Origin of the sequence: Microbacterium aerolatum, from assembly GCF_007988825.1 — a bacterium.
In the GTDB taxonomy this organism is placed as follows: domain Bacteria; phylum Actinomycetota; class Actinomycetes; order Actinomycetales; family Microbacteriaceae; genus Microbacterium; species Microbacterium aerolatum.
This window is the reverse complement of sequence record NZ_BJUW01000005.1, coordinates 16406-34949: the sequence shown is the minus strand read 5'-3', so window position 1 is coordinate 34949 and position 18544 is coordinate 16406. Positions and strand designations below refer to the sequence as shown.

General features: G+C 66.1%; 15 protein-coding genes. 6 read left to right on the top strand and 9 right to left on the bottom strand.

Annotated features, from left to right (window positions below; all coding sequences use genetic code 11):
• The first annotated feature begins 121 nt into the window (after positions 1-121).
• Entirely contained in the window at positions 122-1393 is a 1272-nt protein-coding gene (locus MAE01_RS07035) for a glycosyltransferase (RefSeq protein WP_186806151.1), read from the top strand.
• Positions 1394-1582: 189 nt separating this feature from the next.
• Here MAE01_RS07035 and MAE01_RS07030 read toward each other — a convergent pair whose 3' ends face one another.
• Positions 1583-3586: an acyltransferase family protein gene (locus MAE01_RS07030; protein WP_147038852.1), complete on the bottom strand. Its 2004-nt coding sequence runs from the start codon at positions 3584-3586 to the stop codon at positions 1583-1585.
• Between the two features lie 463 nt (positions 3587-4049).
• Between MAE01_RS07030 and MAE01_RS07025 the strand changes: the two genes are divergently transcribed.
• A complete protein-coding gene (locus MAE01_RS07025) occupies positions 4050-4916 on the top strand; it encodes an NAD-dependent epimerase/dehydratase family protein (protein WP_186806150.1) in 867 nt (288 codons plus the stop codon).
• A gap of 129 nt (positions 4917-5045) precedes the next feature.
• On the opposite strand, the gene MAE01_RS07020 is transcribed toward MAE01_RS07025, so the two are convergent.
• The 3 genes from MAE01_RS07020 to MAE01_RS07010 form a co-directional block, all read right to left on the bottom strand.
• Positions 5046-6899: a DUF4012 domain-containing protein gene (locus MAE01_RS07020; RefSeq protein ID WP_147038850.1), complete on the bottom strand. Its 1854-nt coding sequence runs from the start codon at positions 6897-6899 to the stop codon at positions 5046-5048.
• Positions 6900-6992: 93 nt separating this feature from the next.
• Complete coding sequence (locus MAE01_RS07015) at positions 6993-7751, bottom strand: arsenate reductase/protein-tyrosine-phosphatase family protein (RefSeq protein WP_229718070.1); 759 nt, start codon at positions 7749-7751, stop codon at positions 6993-6995.
• A gap of 115 nt (positions 7752-7866) precedes the next feature.
• Entirely contained in the window at positions 7867-8331 is a 465-nt protein-coding gene (locus MAE01_RS07010; RefSeq protein ID WP_147038849.1) for a VanZ family protein, read from the bottom strand.
• Positions 8332-8434: 103 nt separating this feature from the next.
• Between MAE01_RS07010 and MAE01_RS07005 the strand changes: the two genes are divergently transcribed.
• Entirely contained in the window at positions 8435-9838 is a 1404-nt protein-coding gene (locus tag MAE01_RS07005; protein WP_147038848.1) for a GmrSD restriction endonuclease domain-containing protein, read from the top strand.
• A 15-nt stretch (positions 9839-9853) separates the two neighbouring features.
• On the opposite strand, the gene MAE01_RS07000 is transcribed toward MAE01_RS07005, so the two are convergent.
• From MAE01_RS07000 to MAE01_RS06985, 4 genes are all read right to left on the bottom strand, one after another.
• Entirely contained in the window at positions 9854-11164 is a 1311-nt protein-coding gene (locus MAE01_RS07000; protein ID WP_147038847.1) for a UDP-glucose dehydrogenase family protein, read from the bottom strand.
• 124 nt (positions 11165-11288) lie between these two features.
• Positions 11289-11990, bottom strand: coding sequence for an aquaporin (locus MAE01_RS06995; RefSeq protein ID WP_147038846.1), 702 nt, complete (start codon positions 11988-11990; stop codon positions 11289-11291).
• Complete coding sequence (locus tag MAE01_RS06990) at positions 11987-12385, bottom strand: arsenate reductase ArsC (RefSeq protein WP_147038845.1); 399 nt, start codon at positions 12383-12385, stop codon at positions 11987-11989. Before MAE01_RS06990 ends, MAE01_RS06995 begins: the two co-directional genes overlap by 4 nt.
• 22 nt (positions 12386-12407) lie before the next feature.
• On the bottom strand, positions 12408-13277 hold the full coding sequence (locus MAE01_RS06985; protein WP_147038844.1) for a metalloregulator ArsR/SmtB family transcription factor: 870 nt from the start codon (positions 13275-13277) through the stop codon (positions 12408-12410).
• A 91-nt stretch (positions 13278-13368) separates the two neighbouring features.
• Between MAE01_RS06985 and MAE01_RS06980 the strand changes: the two genes are divergently transcribed.
• Complete coding sequence (locus MAE01_RS06980) at positions 13369-15474, top strand: heavy metal translocating P-type ATPase (RefSeq protein WP_147038843.1); 2106 nt, start codon at positions 13369-13371, stop codon at positions 15472-15474.
• A gap of 4 nt (positions 15475-15478) precedes the next feature.
• On the opposite strand, the gene MAE01_RS06975 is transcribed toward MAE01_RS06980, so the two are convergent.
• On the bottom strand, positions 15479-16420 hold the full coding sequence (locus MAE01_RS06975) for a Ppx/GppA phosphatase family protein (protein WP_147038842.1): 942 nt from the start codon (positions 16418-16420) through the stop codon (positions 15479-15481).
• Positions 16421-16516: 96 nt separating this feature from the next.
• Between MAE01_RS06975 and MAE01_RS06970 the strand changes: the two genes are divergently transcribed.
• Together MAE01_RS06970 and coaA are read left to right on the top strand one after the other, a co-directional pair.
• Complete coding sequence (locus MAE01_RS06970; RefSeq protein ID WP_147038841.1) at positions 16517-17509, top strand: hypothetical protein; 993 nt, start codon at positions 16517-16519, stop codon at positions 17507-17509.
• A gap of 52 nt (positions 17510-17561) precedes the next feature.
• On the top strand, positions 17562-18515 hold the full coding sequence (gene coaA / locus MAE01_RS06965; protein WP_147038840.1) for a type I pantothenate kinase: 954 nt from the start codon (positions 17562-17564) through the stop codon (positions 18513-18515).
• The last annotated feature ends 29 nt before the right edge of the window (positions 18516-18544 follow it).

The following is an 18544-nucleotide window of genomic DNA, read 5'->3' as shown; positions in this document are numbered from 1 at the left end:
CGCCTCATCGGCGGAGCCGAGGCGGTGGGTCGTTCCGAACAGCAGTGAGTAGGCGAACCTCGCGTAGAGTTGAAGCATGAGGAAACCGTCGAGGGCCCACACCGGGGGCGGCCGATCTGCGGTGGTGTTGTTCACGCTCGCATTCCCATTCGGGCACGGCGAGGAATTCCTCGAAACCGAGATCCTTCATCTCGCTAACGAGTTCGATCGAGTGCTCGTGGTTCCAACGGTGCGCCCAAAGGAAGCATCCCCAACCCGAGAACTGCCCGCAGGCGTCGTCTTGGTGACGAGCGAACTCAGCCAGGTTTCCACTGTTGCGAGATTTTGCGCTCGATACCCGATCGCGGCCGCTCGCTCTGTCGCGCGAGCATTTCGCGCTGGCTGGCAGCTCAGCAGGATTCGCGCCGACTTGAAGTTCGATCTCTACGCGACTGCATTGGCGCGAAGGTTGGCTCCGACGGTTGAGTTCTCATTGCGTGACGTATCAGACCTCGTCTTTTACGGGTTCTGGTTTCACTCGCCGACGCGTGTGGCCCTTGAGATGCGACGGTTTCTGAAGCGTTCGGTTAGCCCCGTGGTAAGTCGTGCCAATGGGTTCGATCTCTTCGTCGAACGGCATCCGGACCGTTATTTGCCTCAGCGTGAGCTGTTGCTCGATGGCGTCACCTACGTACTTGCGGCGTCCCCGTCAGCGGAACAATACCTGCATCAGAAATACCCCAAGTATCGTGCAAAATTCTCATCAGAGAGGATTGGTACACCAGCCGCAATTAACCCAGGAAATGCGAGTCGAAAAGCGCTGCACATTGTCTCCTGTTCCTATATATCTCCTGTCAAGCGTTTGAAGATGCTCATCGATAACCTTGCCGAGGCACAGACGAGTCGCGGGATTCTGGTTACGTGGACGCACATCGGCCCGGGTAGCGGTGCTTACGCGGAGGAGGTATTCGCCCACGCGACGTGTCGGCTTGCGTCGGGCACGTTCTCGTTCTTGGGGCATATGGGAAACCGCGAGCTTCACGAGTGGTACGCCAACAATCCGGCCACCGTGTTCGTACAGATGTCGGAGTCCGAGGGGGGGCTTGCCGCTTCTATTCAGGAGGCGCTGGCACAGGGGCTTCCGGTAATCGTGACGGATGTGGGCGGAGTCGGAGAACTCAGACAAGACGCGAGACTGTTTCCTGGATTACTTGACGCCAACCACACGCCTGCTCAGTTTGCTGATCGTCTCGTTGATCTCCTGAGTTCGGACGACGAGTCCTATCAGAGGTATGTTGGCGCCAGCATGGAGTATTGGCGAGTGCATTGTTCCGCATCCACACTCGCGAGTGGCTTCGCTCGTCGTCTACGTCAAATCGCAACCGAAACGTCGGTCGGATACGTCAGCGCGTGACTATCGTGCGCCGCCTGGCTTAGCGGAAGAGTACCCCCGTCACGTGTACGCGCCCAGAGCGGTTCGTGGCGGCGCTGCTGACGCCGCACCACGTATCGCGTTCCCGTACGGACACCGACTACGTGTCCAATGACGTGATCGCTCGGTTATTGGTAGAGCGCGTCGAAGACTGCTTAGGTAGCCACCCGTTTAGCGGAGCACTTCCGCTAAACGGGTGGCTAAGGGTGGTCCTAGCTTCTCCGAGAATGTGGCCGTTATGTGGTGCGCGTCACGGTAGACGAGGGTGCTCCCGATTATGGGCTCGCACCTGGACGCGCTGCAGAAATAGTCCGTGAAGTCAAGATAGGGGACGCCCGCACCTTGCGCGGCATCTGCGGTGGCGGCCCGCGTAGGAGACTGTAGCGCAGCGTCGCGCGGTAGGCCGCACGCTTCCGCGTCATGGAGCCGACCAGAGAGGCACACGGCGGGCGTGGCGCGAAGATCAGGCGTATCAGCGATGACAGCGACGGGCGCCTCGATCTTCACGATCATCTCGTTCAAGCCTGCCTGCCAAGTGGTTGCGGAGTCGCCAGCGAGCTCGTTGGAACTGAAATTGGTGAGCACCACAAGGGCTGGCGGATCGTCGTTGAGGTGCTTGATCACGGCATCGCGCCACTGCTCGCACTCGATGAACGGCACACCGTCCTTGATTGCCGATGCTGAGATCGAGGGGCACGAGTTCTTGGTGCGAATCTCCACTTGGTAACCTTCCGCTTCTCCTGCCGCGCGCAGAGCCGGTGCCCATTGTGCGCCGTGCGAGTCGCCGAACAGGACGACGCGGGGGCCGCCTTCGGTTCCGTAGAGGCACGGCGGTAGCGCCACTCCGCCGACGTCTTGATGGCACCCGTCGCCGGAGATGTCAGGGAGGTCGTACTGTACCGTGTCGAGGGTCGGGATCAGGTTCGATGGGACGAACGGGGTCACGACCGGGGGTGTTTCGAGCACGGTGGCGGCCGCTGGTTGTCCTGCGTCCAGTGGCCGCGCATCGGAGTACGCGAGGGCTGCCGTTGCGACGGCGATGGAAGCGACTGATCCCGCAACTGCGGCGAGCAACGAGCGCCGAGGCCGAAAGCGGGTCAGCCATGACGCTTTCCGGGCCGGGTCCTCCACGTATCGGTACATCAACCACGCGGCCGGGATGCAGAGCGCAGCTAGCCCCAGCGTCGCCCACAGTGGGAGCGGGTCAGCGTAGCCGACGCTCGCCTGGGGAATCCTCAACGCGGGCCAATGGACCAGGTAGAGAGAATAGGAGATCCCGCCGAGGAACAGCATCACCCGGCCCGACAACACGCGGGTGGGCGCGAACCTGCTGGACGTCGCTCCAGCGAGAATGACCAGGGCCGTTCCAACGACGGGTACAGCCGCCCAGTAGCCAGGGAACGGTGTGGCCGAGGTGAATAGGAACACGGGGACGATCATCGCCGCCATCCCAATCCACCCGACCAGGCTGGCGACCTTGGTCGGCACGAACTGGGGGCGGCGTAGGAGCAGAAACGCGATGATTCCGCCGATACCCAACTCCCACGCCCGAGTCGGTAGAAGGAAGAATGCATACGGCTGCACCCAGAACGTCAGTACGACACCCGTTGCGAACGACACCACGACGAGCGCGAGTAGTAACGTGAATAGCGCGCGCCGTGACCGCACCCAACGCCATCCGAGCGCCAGCAGCAGCGGCCAGATGAGGTAGAACTGCTCCTCGATGCCCAGTGACCAGTAGTGCTGAAACATGGACGGTGCTTCTTCAGCGAGGTATTTGGTGCCGTCGAGAGCGAAGAGAAGGTTAGGCACGTAGAGAGCGGTCGCGACTGCGCCGCGCCAGAGTTCCTTCATCATCAGCGGAGGCATCCATGCCACTGCGGCCACCACCGTCAGAACCAGGACAAGGAACGCCGCGGGAAGGATACGACGTGCTCGTTTCGCGTAGAAGGATGCGAAGCGAACATGGCCATCGCGCTCGAGTCCTTCTAGCAAGTGCGTGGTGATCAGGAATCCGGAGATCACGAAGAAAACGTCGACGCCGACGTATCCACCGCTCAGGAACGGCACTCCGGCGTGATAAACGACGACGGCAATGACCGCGATAGCTCGCAGACCCTGAATATCACTACGGAAGCCGCGCGCGTTGGTAGTCGTCCCGCTCGCGCCTGTCACGGCGAGAGTCTAGCCACGTTGTCCCACATCGACGAAATCCGATCGTGTCGAGTGTCGGACGCCTTCGTCAGAGTCGCGCGACGGTGCATGTCACGACGCGCATCCGCTGCTGTCGAAGAACGACCAGCGATGGGTTACCTAGTCGCCGCGAGCGTCGACCGCTTGACGATGCACTGTGGAGTCGACGTTGGCGACAGTTGCCACAACTCGCCGAACTGCCTTGGGATGAAGTGAGGGCCAGCCGGCAATGTCAATCGCGCGGAGGGCGCCACCGCGGCGATAGCGGGCTCCCAGATCTGGTGTTCCAAGCGCCGGTGCCGCGGGGATCGGTCTGGGTGGCGGTGTCTCCGATATGATTGTCACGATCTATTTGTGTCGGAGTAGGCGGGATTAGTTCCGTACTTGCAAGCGCAGATGCCCGGGATAGGCCTCGCGGTGGGCGCGCTTGGTCGAAAGGAAACGCGTGACGGAAAGCGCCTGCGTAGGGGCAACGGTCGTTGTCACGGGGGGAAACGGGCGCGTCGGGCGGCTCCTGGTAGAGAGGCTTCGAGCGGATGGTGTGCGTACTGTATCTCTTGCGCGCTCGCGGGCTGATGCGGGGCATCCGGACGATGTGCTCGTCGATCTCACTGATATGCGCAACGTTCGAGATGTCATATTGAACGCTGACGCGAGCGTAGTCGTGCACTTGGCATCCGTGCTCCGAGGGCCCGACGTTTTGGAAACAAATGAGCGCATTGACAAGTGCGTCGCATTCGCAGTCGACGAGGCCGAGATTGAGCACGTAGTGCTTGCCTCATCGGGATCGGTTTATGGGACGGTCGCAACAGAATCTCGTACAGAAGCGTCAGCGCTCGACGGAGATAGTCCATACGCGATTTCCAAAAAACGCACCGAAGATATTTTTAGAGCAGTTGCGACGCGAAATGGTGCTGCTTCGTTGGCGACGCTTCGCATTTTCAATCTTTCTGGGCCGTGCTTTCCCGACTCCCTGGTGCAGCGACTAATCCGTGCAGACTTGAATCGTCCGGTAACGCTAATTGGTGCAGACACGTTTGTGCGCGATTATATGTATCAAGGTGACCTCATCAAGGTTCTGCGAGAAGCAGTTAATCGACGGTTTTCGGGTGAGAGTATCGTCAATGTGGGCGCTGGCGTGCCGGTTAGTACCCGCCAGTTGCTTGAGCGTCTGAGGGTCGACCCGTCTTTCTTTATAGAGGTCGAGGGCGCGCCAACTTCGAGTTGGACAGACAACTCGAAGATGATCGACTTGTTCGGGGTTGTTCCACGGGCTATGCCCGATCGGTCTTGGGACTTGCGCTCTGCCTGAAGGCCTGGGGACTCTCGACCGGGCGAACGGACGCTAACCATCTGGCCTGTTTGGTCTGCTGTTGAGCGCGAGCGCAAGAGTGGGCGTCATGCGTATTGCCGTTGTGACACCCGGAAGTATCTGGTGGGCTTAGCTACAGCCTTCGGCCGTGAGCTTCTCGCTGACCGAACGGACCATCGGCGTGTGCTGAATGTCGAGCTCGCCGTATTCCCCGGCCTCGCCCGCGAATTGTGCCACCACGGTGTGGGTTTGTCCGGGCGCATTCTCGATAGCGACTTTCACCGCTCCGCGGCCTAGATGCTGAACCCCACGCGCCTGAACCGGTTGACCATCGATCGTCACACTGGTGAGGGTTGACCCGACGGGGCCGTAGAACACCACATAGGTTGCGACCGTACCTCGGTCAAAGAACCTTGCGGGCGCGATATGGTAAGGCAGCTCAGGTGCTTGAGCGGGGGTAATGGTGTTCGCCAGCGTGGCCGTTGTTGTGAATGTCGGAGAATCCGGTGTGGTGCACTGCGTCGACGTTGCCGCGACGTCCAGCTGCATGTAGTAGTCAAGTTTGCTCTGAGTGAAGTCGTTCATGTACACACCGACCAAAGTGCGTTCAGAGTTGGTGCTAGGAAGGCGCCCCGAGAGCTTCGACTCGCCGACAAGTGCGGCCTCGGCTTCGTCGGACGGCGAGTAGAGCAGCCGGTTCTCGTCGATCGCCAGCGCAAGACTGTCGACCAGCGCCTTCGGGTCAGTGCTGCCTGCTGTCAGAACCTCGAAAACAGACTTCGCAGCGGCTGCGAAGAATGCGTCCTGGACGCGCCCGTCAGGGAATCTCCAATAAACCTCGTTGAGTAGCAATGGCACTGCGTTCTCACTGGTGAGTGTGATCTGCTCCTCAAACAGTTGCAACTCCACTCCGTCCACGTCGATTGGCTCAGCCGGAATGATCGCCGGCCCGGTGGCTCGCAGGAGGTAGCTCAGTGCCACCGGGTCAAACGACACCACAGCATCGACCGGCGTTCCGAACGATTCCGCCCAATAGGCGCGAATAATCCGCGCAGACTCTCTGAAATCGGGGCTCATCGTGGTGTCAGAGATCCAGCGTCCCACCTTATCGCCGTACAAGGCTTCGAGCTCAGGGTCCAGATCGATCACCGGAGTAGGGCGTTCATTGCTGAAATTCGCACTAGAGGCTTGTTGAGTGATGCTGATGCGTCCCTGGTCTGCAGTGATCATCACAATCGCTGCCGGGTTGCCGCCGGTGCCGCGGGATTCCGCGTTGTTCTGGAAAACCGTCAGATAATTGCGCGGACCATCTGCGCCGAGCGCGGCCGGAAGGACTCCGATGATCTCCTTGGCAGGCCCAAGCAACGGTTGCAGCTCGTCGACCGCTCCGGTGAGCTGGGCCAGGGCACCCTCGACCTGCGGGATAAGTGAGGCGTGATCGATCGCCTCGAGATCAGTTGCGGCCTTGTCGACGGCATCCGCGGCTTGCGTCACCGTCGCCTGCATGTCGGTGATCGCGGCGAGGTTGATTGCACCGTCGACGGGCGTGAGCGCAGCGAGGCTCAGGTTCGTCGCGGGAGCGACGGCGCCGGTGACCAGATCGTCGGTGACCGCCGCAGCGGTGCGGACGGCGTGCAGGTTCGGTCCGACGAACGGCACCCATTCCAGGCTCTTCCACATGCCACCGTCGGTCTGTTCGCGGGCGTCCGCTGTGAGCGAGCTGAGCTCGGCGGCGGTCGCCTTGGCGCCCTCCGTGTCGCCGGCGAGAATCTGATTTTTCGCCGTCGTGGCGAGAGGCATCGCCTTCTCAAGAGAGGTCTTCGCAGACATCGCTCGGTCGTAGATGGGCTTGCCGACGAGAACACCGGCGACGGCGAGCACGAGGAGCAGCAGGACGATTCCAACCGGAATCCAGAAACGGAAACTGCGCAGCAGGGGTCGGCGCGGCTTCTTCTCAGCACGCAGCTCGGCTCTTGTCGTCATGATCTCAATCGTAGGAGTCGGAATCGGGGGAATTGCCGTGAAAGACGGCGGGTGTTCTCGGGCCCTTCGACAGGCTCAGGGACCGAACTGGGCTCAGGCCAGCGCGGCGCGAACGATGCGCTCGACATCGTCGATCGCGGGCGTGAGCTGCGACGTGGAGAGTTCGTACGTCTCGCGCGACCGTCGATATGGGTCGATGACGTCGTCCTCATCCGGCACCGCGGCAGACAGGCCACGCTGACCGGTCACAGCCAACGCCGCAGCCCTCAGCCGATCGCGCGGGTTCTCGCCCGCGGCATCCGCTGCGGCGCGGGCATCCTCGGTGCTGAGCGTCTGCGCCAGCCGCGCGAACTCGCGCAACGTGAATGTTCGGCGCAGCGCGCTCGGCATGAGTTGCACGGCGTGCGATCGGTGCTCACGCGCCATGGTGAGAACGAGATCGGCATCCTTGAGCATCGGTTCCACCAGATAGCGGGCGCGGTGGGCGCTCGCGGCATCCGTGCCAGCGCCGTGCTCGACGGCGAGCTCCTGAGCGGGCTCGGTCATCGCGTGGTCGACGAGAGCGTGCGTGCCGGCGCTGTGAACGCGGACGCCGAGCGACTCGAGGCGCGCGCGCAGCAGGATCTCGGCCATCGGCGAGCGGCAGATGTTGCCGGTGCAGACAGTGAGGATCGTGGGGCGGGTGTCGTCGGCATCCATTGTTGCCGGCTGCGGAAAAGGAGTCGGCAGGATGGGCGCCTGCACCGGTGTCGCTGCGGGCGGCGTCGACGACGGTGTCGCCTGGACGTTTCGGCGACGCCACTCCCGACGGCTGATGCCCTCGGGTGGGCGATCGGGGGAACGGAAGATCATGAGTCCACAGTAGAGGGCGTAACCCTTCGACAGGCTCAGGGAGCGAGGTGCGGGCTCAGGGAGCGGAGTGCGGGCTCAGGGAGCGAAGTGCGGGCTCAGGGAGCGAAGTGCGGGCTCAGGGAGCGGTGACAGGCTGCGGGGCCAGGGCGCGGCGCGGATGCCGCTGGACGAACAGTCTGACCGCGAGGCATCCGATCGCGGTACCGATCGTGTTCGCGACGACGTCCGACAGAGTGGGGTAGCGGCTGGGCAGCATCGTCTGGACGAGCTCGATCGTGGCGCTCGCCGAATACCCGATCAACAGCACGACCCACGCGTTCGACCGAGGCCAGGCGGCGACGAGCAGCAAGCCGAGCGGAATGAACAGTGCGATGTTCGCCAGGAACTCGAAGATCGTTGCACTCGTGGCATACGCGATGCCGTAGTGCTCGCTGACGTAGCGCGCGATGCGGAACGCGATGCCGGTCGCGCGACCGGCGATCGACGCAGGGAGCCAGACGATCAGCGCGACACCGACGATGTACGGCACGAGCAGCACGCGAGCGATGATCGCGAAGGGCGGAGTGCGGCGGTCGGGCATGAAGCGAGTCTAGGGCTGGGCAGCTTGGGAACTGCTCAGCGATTACGCGGCAGCCGCGCCGGCCGACAGTGTCACCGGACGCATTTGCAAAGGAGCTGGGGACATGACATCGCTTCCGCCTGCCGGGTGGTACCCGGATCCCTCTGCCGAGCAAGCCGGCGATCTGCGCTGGTGGGACGGCGCCGTATGGACCGCGCAGACGCAGTCGGTGGCGGCTCCGGCATCCATGCTCCCCCCGCCGTCGGCATCCGCGCCCGTCGTCAACGCGACGAAGCGTCGCCTGCCGATCTGGGCCTGGGTGCTCATCGGCGTCGCCGCCCTCGCGCTGGGACTGATCCTGTCGCCGGTCTTCGCGCCGCTGTGGCTGGTCGTGCTCATCACCGGCATTGTCGCCCTCGTGAAGAACACGCCCACGTGGCTGCGGTTCCGCGACCGCAAGGTCGCGACTGTCCTCACGGCGATCGCGGCGGTCGCGTTCCTCATCACCGGCAGCCTCAGCAACGTCGTGCTCGGTGCCACCGGTAGCAAGCCGGTCGCCGAGGCCTCGCCGACAGCCACGTCGGAGCCCAGCCCGTCACCGACACCGTCGGCTACCCCCGAGGGAGAATCGGAGCCAGTCGCCTTCACCGGCGAGGTCGGCACTGCGACTGATGCGTCCTCGACGGACGGGCTCACCGCACTCGAGGTTCTGGAGACCCTGGCGATCAAGGGGCGCGCTGCCAAGACCGGATACGACCGCGACGAGTTCGGGCAGCGCTGGCTCGATGTCGACCGGAACGGATGCGACACTCGCAACGACATCCTCGCCGCGCAGCTCACCGCCATCACCCGTTCGGGTGTGTGCAAGGTCACCTCGGGCACGCTCGACGATCCGTTCACGGGGAAGACGATCGACTTCGTGCGCGGCCAGGGAACCTCCGAGCTCGTGCAGATCGACCATGTCGTCGCGCTGTCGGACGCCTGGCAGAAGGGTGCTCAGCAGCTGACCGCAGACCAGCGCGCATCGTTCGCGAACGACCCGCTGAACCTGCTCGCCGTCGACGGACGCGCCAATGCGCAGAAGAGCGACGGGGATGCCGCCACGTGGCTGCCGGCGAACAAGAGCTTCCGGTGCGAGTACGTCGCACGGCAAGTCTCGGTCAAGGCGACCTACGGGCTGTGGGTGACGCAGGCGGAGCATGACGCGATCGCTCGCGTGCTCGGGGATTGCTCCGAGCAGCCCGCAGTGACGTCGAAGTACGCGGCCGCCGCGCCGGTCGTCGAGGTGAAGCCGGATCCCGTTCCCGAGCCTGCGCCTGTGGCGCCTGCGCCGGCCCCTGCTCCCGTCGCTCCGGCACCCGCGCCCGTCGCGCCGGCTCAGCCGGCGCCCGCTCCCGCGCCGCCGGCATCCGTGTACTACGAGAACTGCACGGCCGTGCGTGCCGCCGGCGCCGCACCGATCCACGCCGGCGATCCGGGATACAGCCGCAAGCTCGACCGTGACGGAGACGGCATCGGCTGCGAGTGAGGAGGCGGCTGGCCGCTACGGCCGTCCCATGCCGTAGTAGGTCCACCCGGCGGCGCGCCAGGCCGCGGCATCCAGGCCGTTGCGTCCGTCGACCACGACGCGTCCGTGCGTCAGTGTGTTGACGTGCTCCGGAGCCATCTCGCGGCGATACTCGTCCCACTCGGTGACCAGCAACACAGCATCCGCATCGCGCAGCGCCTCGTCGCGGTCGGCGACGTAGGTGAGCTGCGGATGCAGGCGCCGGGCGTTGTCGATCGCCTGCGGGTCGGTGACGACGATGTCCGCTCCCAGGCCGTTGAGCCGCACCGCCACATCCAAGGCGGGGGAGTCGCGCACGTCATCGCTGTGCGGCTTGAACGCCGCGCCCAGCACGGCGATCTTCTTGCCGAACACTGAGCCGCCCAGACCGTCGACCACGAGCTGGACCGCGCGGTCGCGCCGGCGCAGGTTGATCGCATCCACCTCACGGAGGAAGCTCACCGATTCACGCCGACCGAGCTCTTCGGCACGAGCGGCGAACGCGCGGATGTCCTTCGGGAGGCAGCCGCCGCCGAACCCGATGCCGGCACCCAGGAAGCGCCGGCCGATCCGCACGTCGTACCCGATCGCGTCCGCGAGCAGGGTGACATCGGCGCCGGTCACCTCGGCGATCTCGGCCATCGCATTGATGAACGAGATCTTGGTCGCGAGGAACGCGTTCGCCGACACCTTCACCAGCTCGGCCGTCGCGTAGTCGGTGACGATGAACGGCGTGCCCTTGGCGACGGCCGGGTGGTAGACGTTGCGGAGGATCTCCGCCGCGCGCTCGCCGTCCGGGCCCTCGGGCACGCCGGCGACAAGGCGGTCGGGATCGACCGTGTCCTGCACGGCCCAGCCCTCGCGCAGGAACTCGGGATTCCACACCAGCGTCGCGCCCGTCGCCGCCACCTTCGGCGCGAGAGTCGCCGCCGTGCCCACCGGCACGGTCGACTTGCCGGCGACGATGTCGCCTTCGCGAAGGTGCGGGAGCAGGTTCTCGAACGCCGCGTTCACATAGGTGAGATCGGCGGCGTACCCGCTCTGCTGCTGCGGCGTGCCCACGCCGATGAAATGCACGGCGGCGCCTTCGGCGGCGGCGATGTCAGTGGTGAACGAAAGGCGGCCGGACTCGACGCCCTCGGTGAGGATCTGCTCGAGCCCCGGCTCGAAGAACGGCGCCTGCCCCGCGGACAGCGCGTCGATCTTGCGTCGATCGACGTCGATGCCGATGACATCGTGACCGATGGATGCCATCGCCGCCGCGTGCACGGCCCCCAGATACCCACAGCCGATGACGGATACGCGCATGTTGTTCCTCCCCAAAAGGACGTTGGCACCATCATGGCCTATCCGGGCGCGCCGGATGGAAGTATCTGCGACGACGAGGTTGACGGCGTCTGAACTCTTCGTCGCCGCGCATCGCCAGTTCTGGTCAGCTGCGGCCGTCGAGAGGGCGCGGATGCGGGAAGAGCGCGACGGCGGCACCGACGGCGATGCCCGCGCCCACCACCTGCGCGATGAGGAACGGCAGCACCGATGCCGGGGCGATGCCCGCGAACGTGTCCGTGAAGACGCGTCCGATCGTGACGGCCGGGTTCGCGAACGACGTGGAGCTGGTGAACCAGTAGGCGGCGCCGATGTAGCATCCGACCGCCGTCGCGATCACGGCGATCGACTGGCCCGCGCGGATCAGCCCGGTGATCACGAGAACCAGGCCCGCGGTCGCGACGACCTCGGCGAGGAACGTGGCAGGGGTGGCGCGGTCGGTGGTGGAGAGGGTGGTCGGCACGTCGAACATGGCGTTCGCCAGCGCGGCACCGCCGATGCCGCCGGCGATCTGGGCGGGGATGTATGCGGCGAGCTCGCGCATCGGCATCCGCTTGGGGGAGCGATGCTCGAGGACGGCGATCGCGAGCGACACGACCGGGTTGAAGTGCGCGCCGGACACCGAGGCGAGCAGCACGATGAGCACGCCGAGCCCCATCGCCGTGGCGAGGGCGTTCTCGAGCAGTTGCAGCCCGACGTCTGCGGACAGCCGCTGCGCGGCGATGCCGGATCCGACGACCACGGTGACGAGCATCCCGGCGCCGAGGAACTCAGCCAGCGTCCGCCGCCAGAGGGGATGCGGGCTCACGCGGTGAGTTCGTCGATGAGCTTCTCGACGCGGTCGCGGATGTCATCGCGGATGCGGCGAACGGTCGCGGCATCCTGACCGGCGGGATCGTCGAGCTCCCAGTCCTCGTAGCGCTTGCCGGGGAAGATCGGGCACGCGTCTCCGCAGCCCATCGTGATCACCACGTCGGACTCCTTGACGGCGTCGACCGTGAGGAGCTTCGGGGTGTTGTTCGCGATGTCGATGCCCGCTTCGGCCATGGCGGACACGGCGACGGGGTTGATCTGATCCTTCGGCTCGGAACCGGCCGACAGCACCTCGATGCGGTCACCGGCGAGGGACTGCAGGAATCCGGCGGCCATCTGTGAGCGGCCCGCGTTGTGCACGCAGACGAACAGGACTGTGGGCTTGGTCATACTATAAAGAATAGATCAATATCTATAGATTTGCGAGCAGTGTGCGGACGCGGCGATCGATGTCGTCGCGGATCTCGCGGACCGTGCTCAGGGGTTTGCCGACCGGATCTTCGAGATCCCAGTCCTCGTAGCGTCTGCCGGGGAAGATCGGGCACGCGTCGCCGCATCCCATCGTGATCACGACGTCGGCAGCCTTGACGGCCTCATCGGTCAGCGGCTTCGGGAACTCGCCGCCCAGCGGGATGCCGATCTCGTCGAGCGCGGTGACCACGGCGGTGCGGACGTCGGATGCCGGCGCCGAGCCGGCTGTGCGCACCGTGACCCGGTCGCCCGCGAGCTGGCGCAGGATGCCGGCGGCCAGCTGCGAGCGCCCGGCGTTCTGCACGCACACGAACAGGACTGTGGGGCGTGCCGCGCTGCTCCGAGCGGCCCTGCGGTCGTCGAGGAGATCAGAGGCGAAGCGCGCCGTGCGCGAGGCGAGGAGGTGCGTACCGCTGCTCCGCAGGAGCAGGTCGTGGCTCTCCTGCACGCATCGGGCGACCGTCTCGCGATTGAAGGTGCCGCGGTAGCGCGTGGCGAGATCGTCGACGATGCGGTCGAGATCGGGTGCGACCTCCGCCCCCCGGGATCCGAGGATGGCGGTGATCCTGTCTGCCTGCGCAGGGTCGATCGAATACCAGACGCGGCGCCCCTCGCGCTCGCGGATCACGATGCCCTCGGTGTGCAGGACGCCCATGTGGTGGCTGACCGTGGGTTGGCGCAGCCGCAGTTCCTCGGCGAGTTCGCCGACGAGCGCGCGGCTGCCGTCGGCATCCTGGATCAGCTGCACGATGCGCGCGCGAGTCGGATCGGCGAGCGCTGTCAATGCGCCGTCGTGCACCGCGGGACTCATAGACGGGAGTCTATCTCGCGGTGTGGAATGCTGGGACGAGCTCGCACCTTATACCCCCTAGGGGTACTAGCCACGATCGCAGGAGGTCCTGATGAGCCAGCATGATCACACCATGAGTCATTCGCATGATGAGCACGTGGCGGGTCGAGGGCACGGCCACGCCGAGCACGCGGGTGACGGCGCGCATGCGGGCCACGCCGAGCACGCGGGGCACGGAGGTCATGCGGGCCATGGCGATCACGCCGGGCAATTCCGGCGGCTGTTCTGGGTCATGCTCGTGCTCGCTGTTCCGGTGGTCGCGTTCTCCAGCGCGTTCGCGATGCTGCTCGGCTATCAGCTGCCCGACGCGGCATGGGTGGGGTGGATCTCACCGGTGCTCGGCACCGTCATGTACGTGTGGGGCGGAGCGCCGTTCCTCACCGGCGCCGTGCAGGAGCTGCGCAGCCGCGCGCCCGGGATGATGCTGCTGATCGGGCTCGCGATCACGGTGGCCTTCGTCGCCTCATGGGGCGCGAGCCTCGGGCTGCTGCACCACGAGCTCGAGTTCTGGTGGGAGCTGGCGCTGCTGATCGTGATCATGCTGCTCGGCCACTGGATCGAGATGCGCTCGCTCGCGCAGACCACCTCTGCGCTGGATTCTCTGGCCGCGCTGCTTCCGGACGAGGCGGAGCGCGTGGAGGGGGATGCCACAGTCATCGTGGATCCGTCGGATCTGCGAGTCGGCGACGTCGTCGTGATCCGGCCCGGTGGGCGCGTGCCCGCCGACGGCAAGGTCGTGCAGGGCGCTGCGAGCATGGACGAGTCGATGATCACCGGGGAGTCCCGCACGGTGCGCCGTGCGGAGGGCGACCAGGTCGTCGCAGGAACCGTCGCCACGGATTCGGGTCTTCGGGCGGAGATCACTGCGATCGGCGACGACACGGCGCTCGCCGGCATCCAGAAGCTCGTCACCGAGGCGCAGAACTCGTCCTCCCGCGCGCAGCGCATCGCCGACCGCGCGGCCGCGCTGCTGTTCTGGTTCGCGCTGACTGCCGGTGTGATCACGGCCATCGTCTGGACCGTGCTCGGGATGCCGGACCAGGCCGTCGTGCGAACGATCACCGTCCTCGTGATCGCGTGCCCGCATGCGCTCGGCCTGGCGATCCCGCTCGTCGTGTCGATCGCGACCGAACGGGCCGCGCGCACCGGCGTGCTCATCAAGGACCGGCTGGCGCTGGAGAGCATGCGAACCGTCGGCACTGTGCTGTTCGACAAGACTGGCACGCTCACCAAGGGGACGCCTGCGGTCACCGGCATCCACCCCGCCGACGGAATCGACGCCGACCGGCTGCTCGCGCTGGCTGCCGGTGCGGAGGGCGACTCGGAGCATCCGCTGGCGAAGGCGATCGTGAACGCGGCCTCGCATCTCGCCGTGCCGCCGGCGTCGGAATTCGCGTCATCGCCGGCGGTCGGCGTGCGCGCGAACGTCGACGGGAAGATCGTGCAGGTCGGCGGCCCGTATCTGCTCGAGCAGGAGAACGCCGCCGAGCTTCCGATCGCCGAGGACTGGCGAAGGGAAGGGGCGATCATTCTGCACGTGCTCATCGACGGTGCCGTGGCGGGAGCGCTGCGCCTGGCCGATGAGGTGCGCAGCGAATCGCGTGAGGCGATCGAGGCGCTGCACGCACGGGGCGTTGAAGTCGTGATGATCACCGGCGACGCGGAGGCGGTTGCCGCATCGGTGGCTGCCGAGCTGGGCATCGACCGGTTCTTCGCAGGCGTTCGCCCGGAGGACAAGGCCACGAAGGTCAAGCAGCTGCAGGACGAGGGCCGCAGCGTGGCGATGGTGGGCGACGGCGTCAATGACGCCCCGGCCCTCGCGCAGGCGGACGTGGGCGTCGCGATCGGCGCCGGCACCGACGTCGCCATCGCATCGGCCGGCGTGATCCTCGCGAGCGACGACCCGCGCGCAGTGCTGTCGATCATCGAGCTGTCGCGGGCCAGCTACCGCAAGATGAAGCAGAACCTCTGGTGGGCCGCCGGGTACAACCTCATCTCGGTTCCGCTCGCCGCCGGTGTGCTGGCCCCGTTCGGGTTCGTGCTGCCGATGTCTGTCGGTGCCGTACTGATGTCGCTGTCGACGATCGTGGTCGCGCTGAACGCGCAGCTGTTGCGACGGCTGGACATCCGGCCCGAGAAGGTCGTGGCTGTCCGGTGATCGCTCAGATCCCGGCGCCGCCCCAGGTCATCGACTCGGTGTAACGCAGCAGCACGCCCTCGCGCAGCGCCCACGGCGAGACCTCGATCTCGTCGATGTCGAGCAACTTCATCGCGGTGTGCAGACACACGGCGGCGGCCACGATCTGCAGCGTGCGATCGGGTGTGATCCCCGGTAGCTCCTGACGAGCGGATGCCGGAATCCGGGCGAGCCGCGGAATCCATGACTTCAACGCCGAACGCGACATCACGGTCCGATCGAAGCCGAGTCCAGAGACCTCGCGACCGGCGAGGTTCGCCAGCGACCGGATCGCCTTGGACGAGCCCACCAGGTGATCGGGGCTCGGGAGGGCGTTGAGCTTCGTCGCCACCGGCGCAAGCGCCTCCCTGGCGTGCGCGCGCAGGAGCTCGACAGCATCCTCACCCGGCGGATCGCCGGGCAGGAACTGGACGGTCATCCGCCCGGCGCCGAGAGGGACGGATGCCGCGACCTCCGGTAGCTCGTCGCCACCCGCGGCGAACTCGAACGACCCGCCGCCGATGTCGAGGAGCAGGATGCGTCCGGCATCCCACCCGAACCAGCGCCGCACGGCGAGGAAGGTGAGCTCCGCCTCCTGTTCGCCGGTGAGCACCTGCAGCGGCTGGCCGAGCGCGCGCTCGATGCGAGCGATGACCTCTTCGCCGTTCAGCGCCTCGCGCACCGCGCTCGTCGCGGTCGCGAGCAGCGTCTCGACCCGCTCGGTCTCGGCGACCTGGCGCGCGCGTGTGACGGCATCCACGAGAGCCTGCACGCCGTCCTCGCTGATCGCGCCCTCCGGCGTGAGGAAGCGCATCAGCCGCACCACGCTGCGATCGCTGGTCGTGGCAAGCGGACGTCCGCCGGGACGGGCGTCCGCCGCGAGCAGGTGGACGGTGTTCGACCCGATGTCGAGGATTCCCAAGCGCACGGAACGAGACTACTCGCGCGGTGGTCTTCTCCCCGGCGTTCTGTCATGATGACCGCAGGGTCCCACTGGGGAGGATCCGTAGCGCAAGGGGAAGCGATGCGCGTTCTTCTGGGGTGGACACTGCTGCTGGGAATCGTCGGGACGATCCTGCTCATCACGACGGCCGAGCAGGTACGCAGCGCCTGGCCATGGGTTCAGGGCGCTGGGCAGGTGGTCCTGGCGCTGATCGTCGCGCTCGCCGCAGGAACTGCGCTGTCGGCCCTCGCAGGCGCGTGGGCGCGAGAGATGGATACATTCGGCGCACCGCGGGTCGCCGTCGCCAGCGCATTCCTCGCACTGCTCGTCTCGATCGGGGTGTGGTCGGCGTTCACGTTCTGGATCGTGAACCTGGCCCGATCCGGGGCGGCGATGGCGGCCGCGTCCGATGCCCGGACAGCCGCGATCTGGTTCGTCGGCACCTGGTTCGTCGTCACCGTGCTGTGGCTGGCCTTTCTCGTGTGGGACTACGCCCGGTGGCGGGTGCTGCGGATCGTCCAGTGGCGCGATCCTTCGACGCCCGGCCTGCGCAGCTTCGAAGGAACCATCGTCACCGTCCCCGGTGAGCCGATGCTCCGCGACCCCCTGCACGGCAGCGCATGCGTGTCGTGGAGCATCGACGGCACCACTCAGGAGAACTGGGGCGACAGCGTCGATCGCGCCGCAACTGGCGGATACCTCGAAGGGCGCTGGGTGCCGGGATTCGCGAACTCGGAGGAGCACGCGGGCTTCGACGGTGCAGCATCCGAGTTCTATGTTCTCGTCGGCGAAGACTTCGTCCGGGTTCAGCCAGAGGGTGTCGAGATGCGTGGACGCCCTGGCGCGAAGGCGACGATCGACACGATCCGCCTCGCCGATCGCGCACTGGCCGAGCATGCGCGTGCGCTCCGCGTGCGGCAGATCCGCACACGGCTGCTAACAGTCGGGGATCCGGTCATCGTGACGGGCGTGATCACCGTGGATGCCGACGGCGTCCTCGCCCTGCAAGCGAAGCCCGACGGCGGCGCGCGTGGCGCGCTGGTGCCGAGGGCTTCGGTTCGGGTGCGGCTGTGAGAGGCGGCATCCGATACGCGCGGCGGATGATCTCGCGACGCGCGCCGATACGATGGATGCCGTGACCACCGCCGACCCCACACTGCCACTGTCGCCGTACCGCGAGATCGGACGCGCGGAGTGGGCGCGATTGGCCAAGGGGCTCGACCAGCCGCTGAGCGAGACCGAGGTCGTCGAGCTGCGCGGCATCGGCGACCGGCTCGACCTCACCGAGGTGCGCGAGGTGTATCTGCCGCTGAGTCGGCTGCTGAGTCTGTATGCCTCGGCGACGAAGCGGCTCGGCGCCGCGACCAGCGCCTTCTTGGAAGAGGAGGACGTCACCACTCCGTTCGTGGTCGGCGTCGCCGGTTCGGTCGCGGTGGGCAAATCGACCATCGCGCGTCTGCTGCGCGAGCTGATGAGCCGTTGGCCGGGGACGCCCCGGGTCGAGCTGGTGACGACCGACGGGTTCCTCTACCCGAACGCCGAGCTCGAGCGGCGCGGCCTGATGGACCGCAAGGGCTTCCCGGAGTCGTACGACCGGCGGGCGCTGCTGGAGTTCCTGACCGAGGTGAAGTCGGGCGCCGCCGAGGTGCGCGCACCCTTCTACTCGCACATGAGGTACGACATCGTGCCCGACGCCCGGGTCGTCGTGCGGCGGCCGGACGTCGTGATCGTCGAGGGGCTGAACGTGCTGCAGCCTCCGCCCGCCCCGAACGATGTCGCCGTCAGCGACCTGTTCGACTTCTCCGTTTACGTCGACGCCGATCCGGCGCACATCGAGAAGTGGTACGTGGATCGGTTCCTCGCGCTGCGTCAGGGCGCGTTCGCCAACCCGTCGTCGTACTTCAACGTGTTCGCGCAGCTCACCGATGCAGAGGCCGAGACGACCGCGCTCGGATACTGGCGAGACATCAACATGCCCAACCTCATCGAGAACGTCATGCCGACGCGGCACCGCGCGACGCTCGTTCTGAACAAGGGCATCGACCACAACGTCGAGAGCGTGCTGCTGCGCAAGTTGTGAGCGCGGTTGCGGCGAGCTCGCGGCCGCGA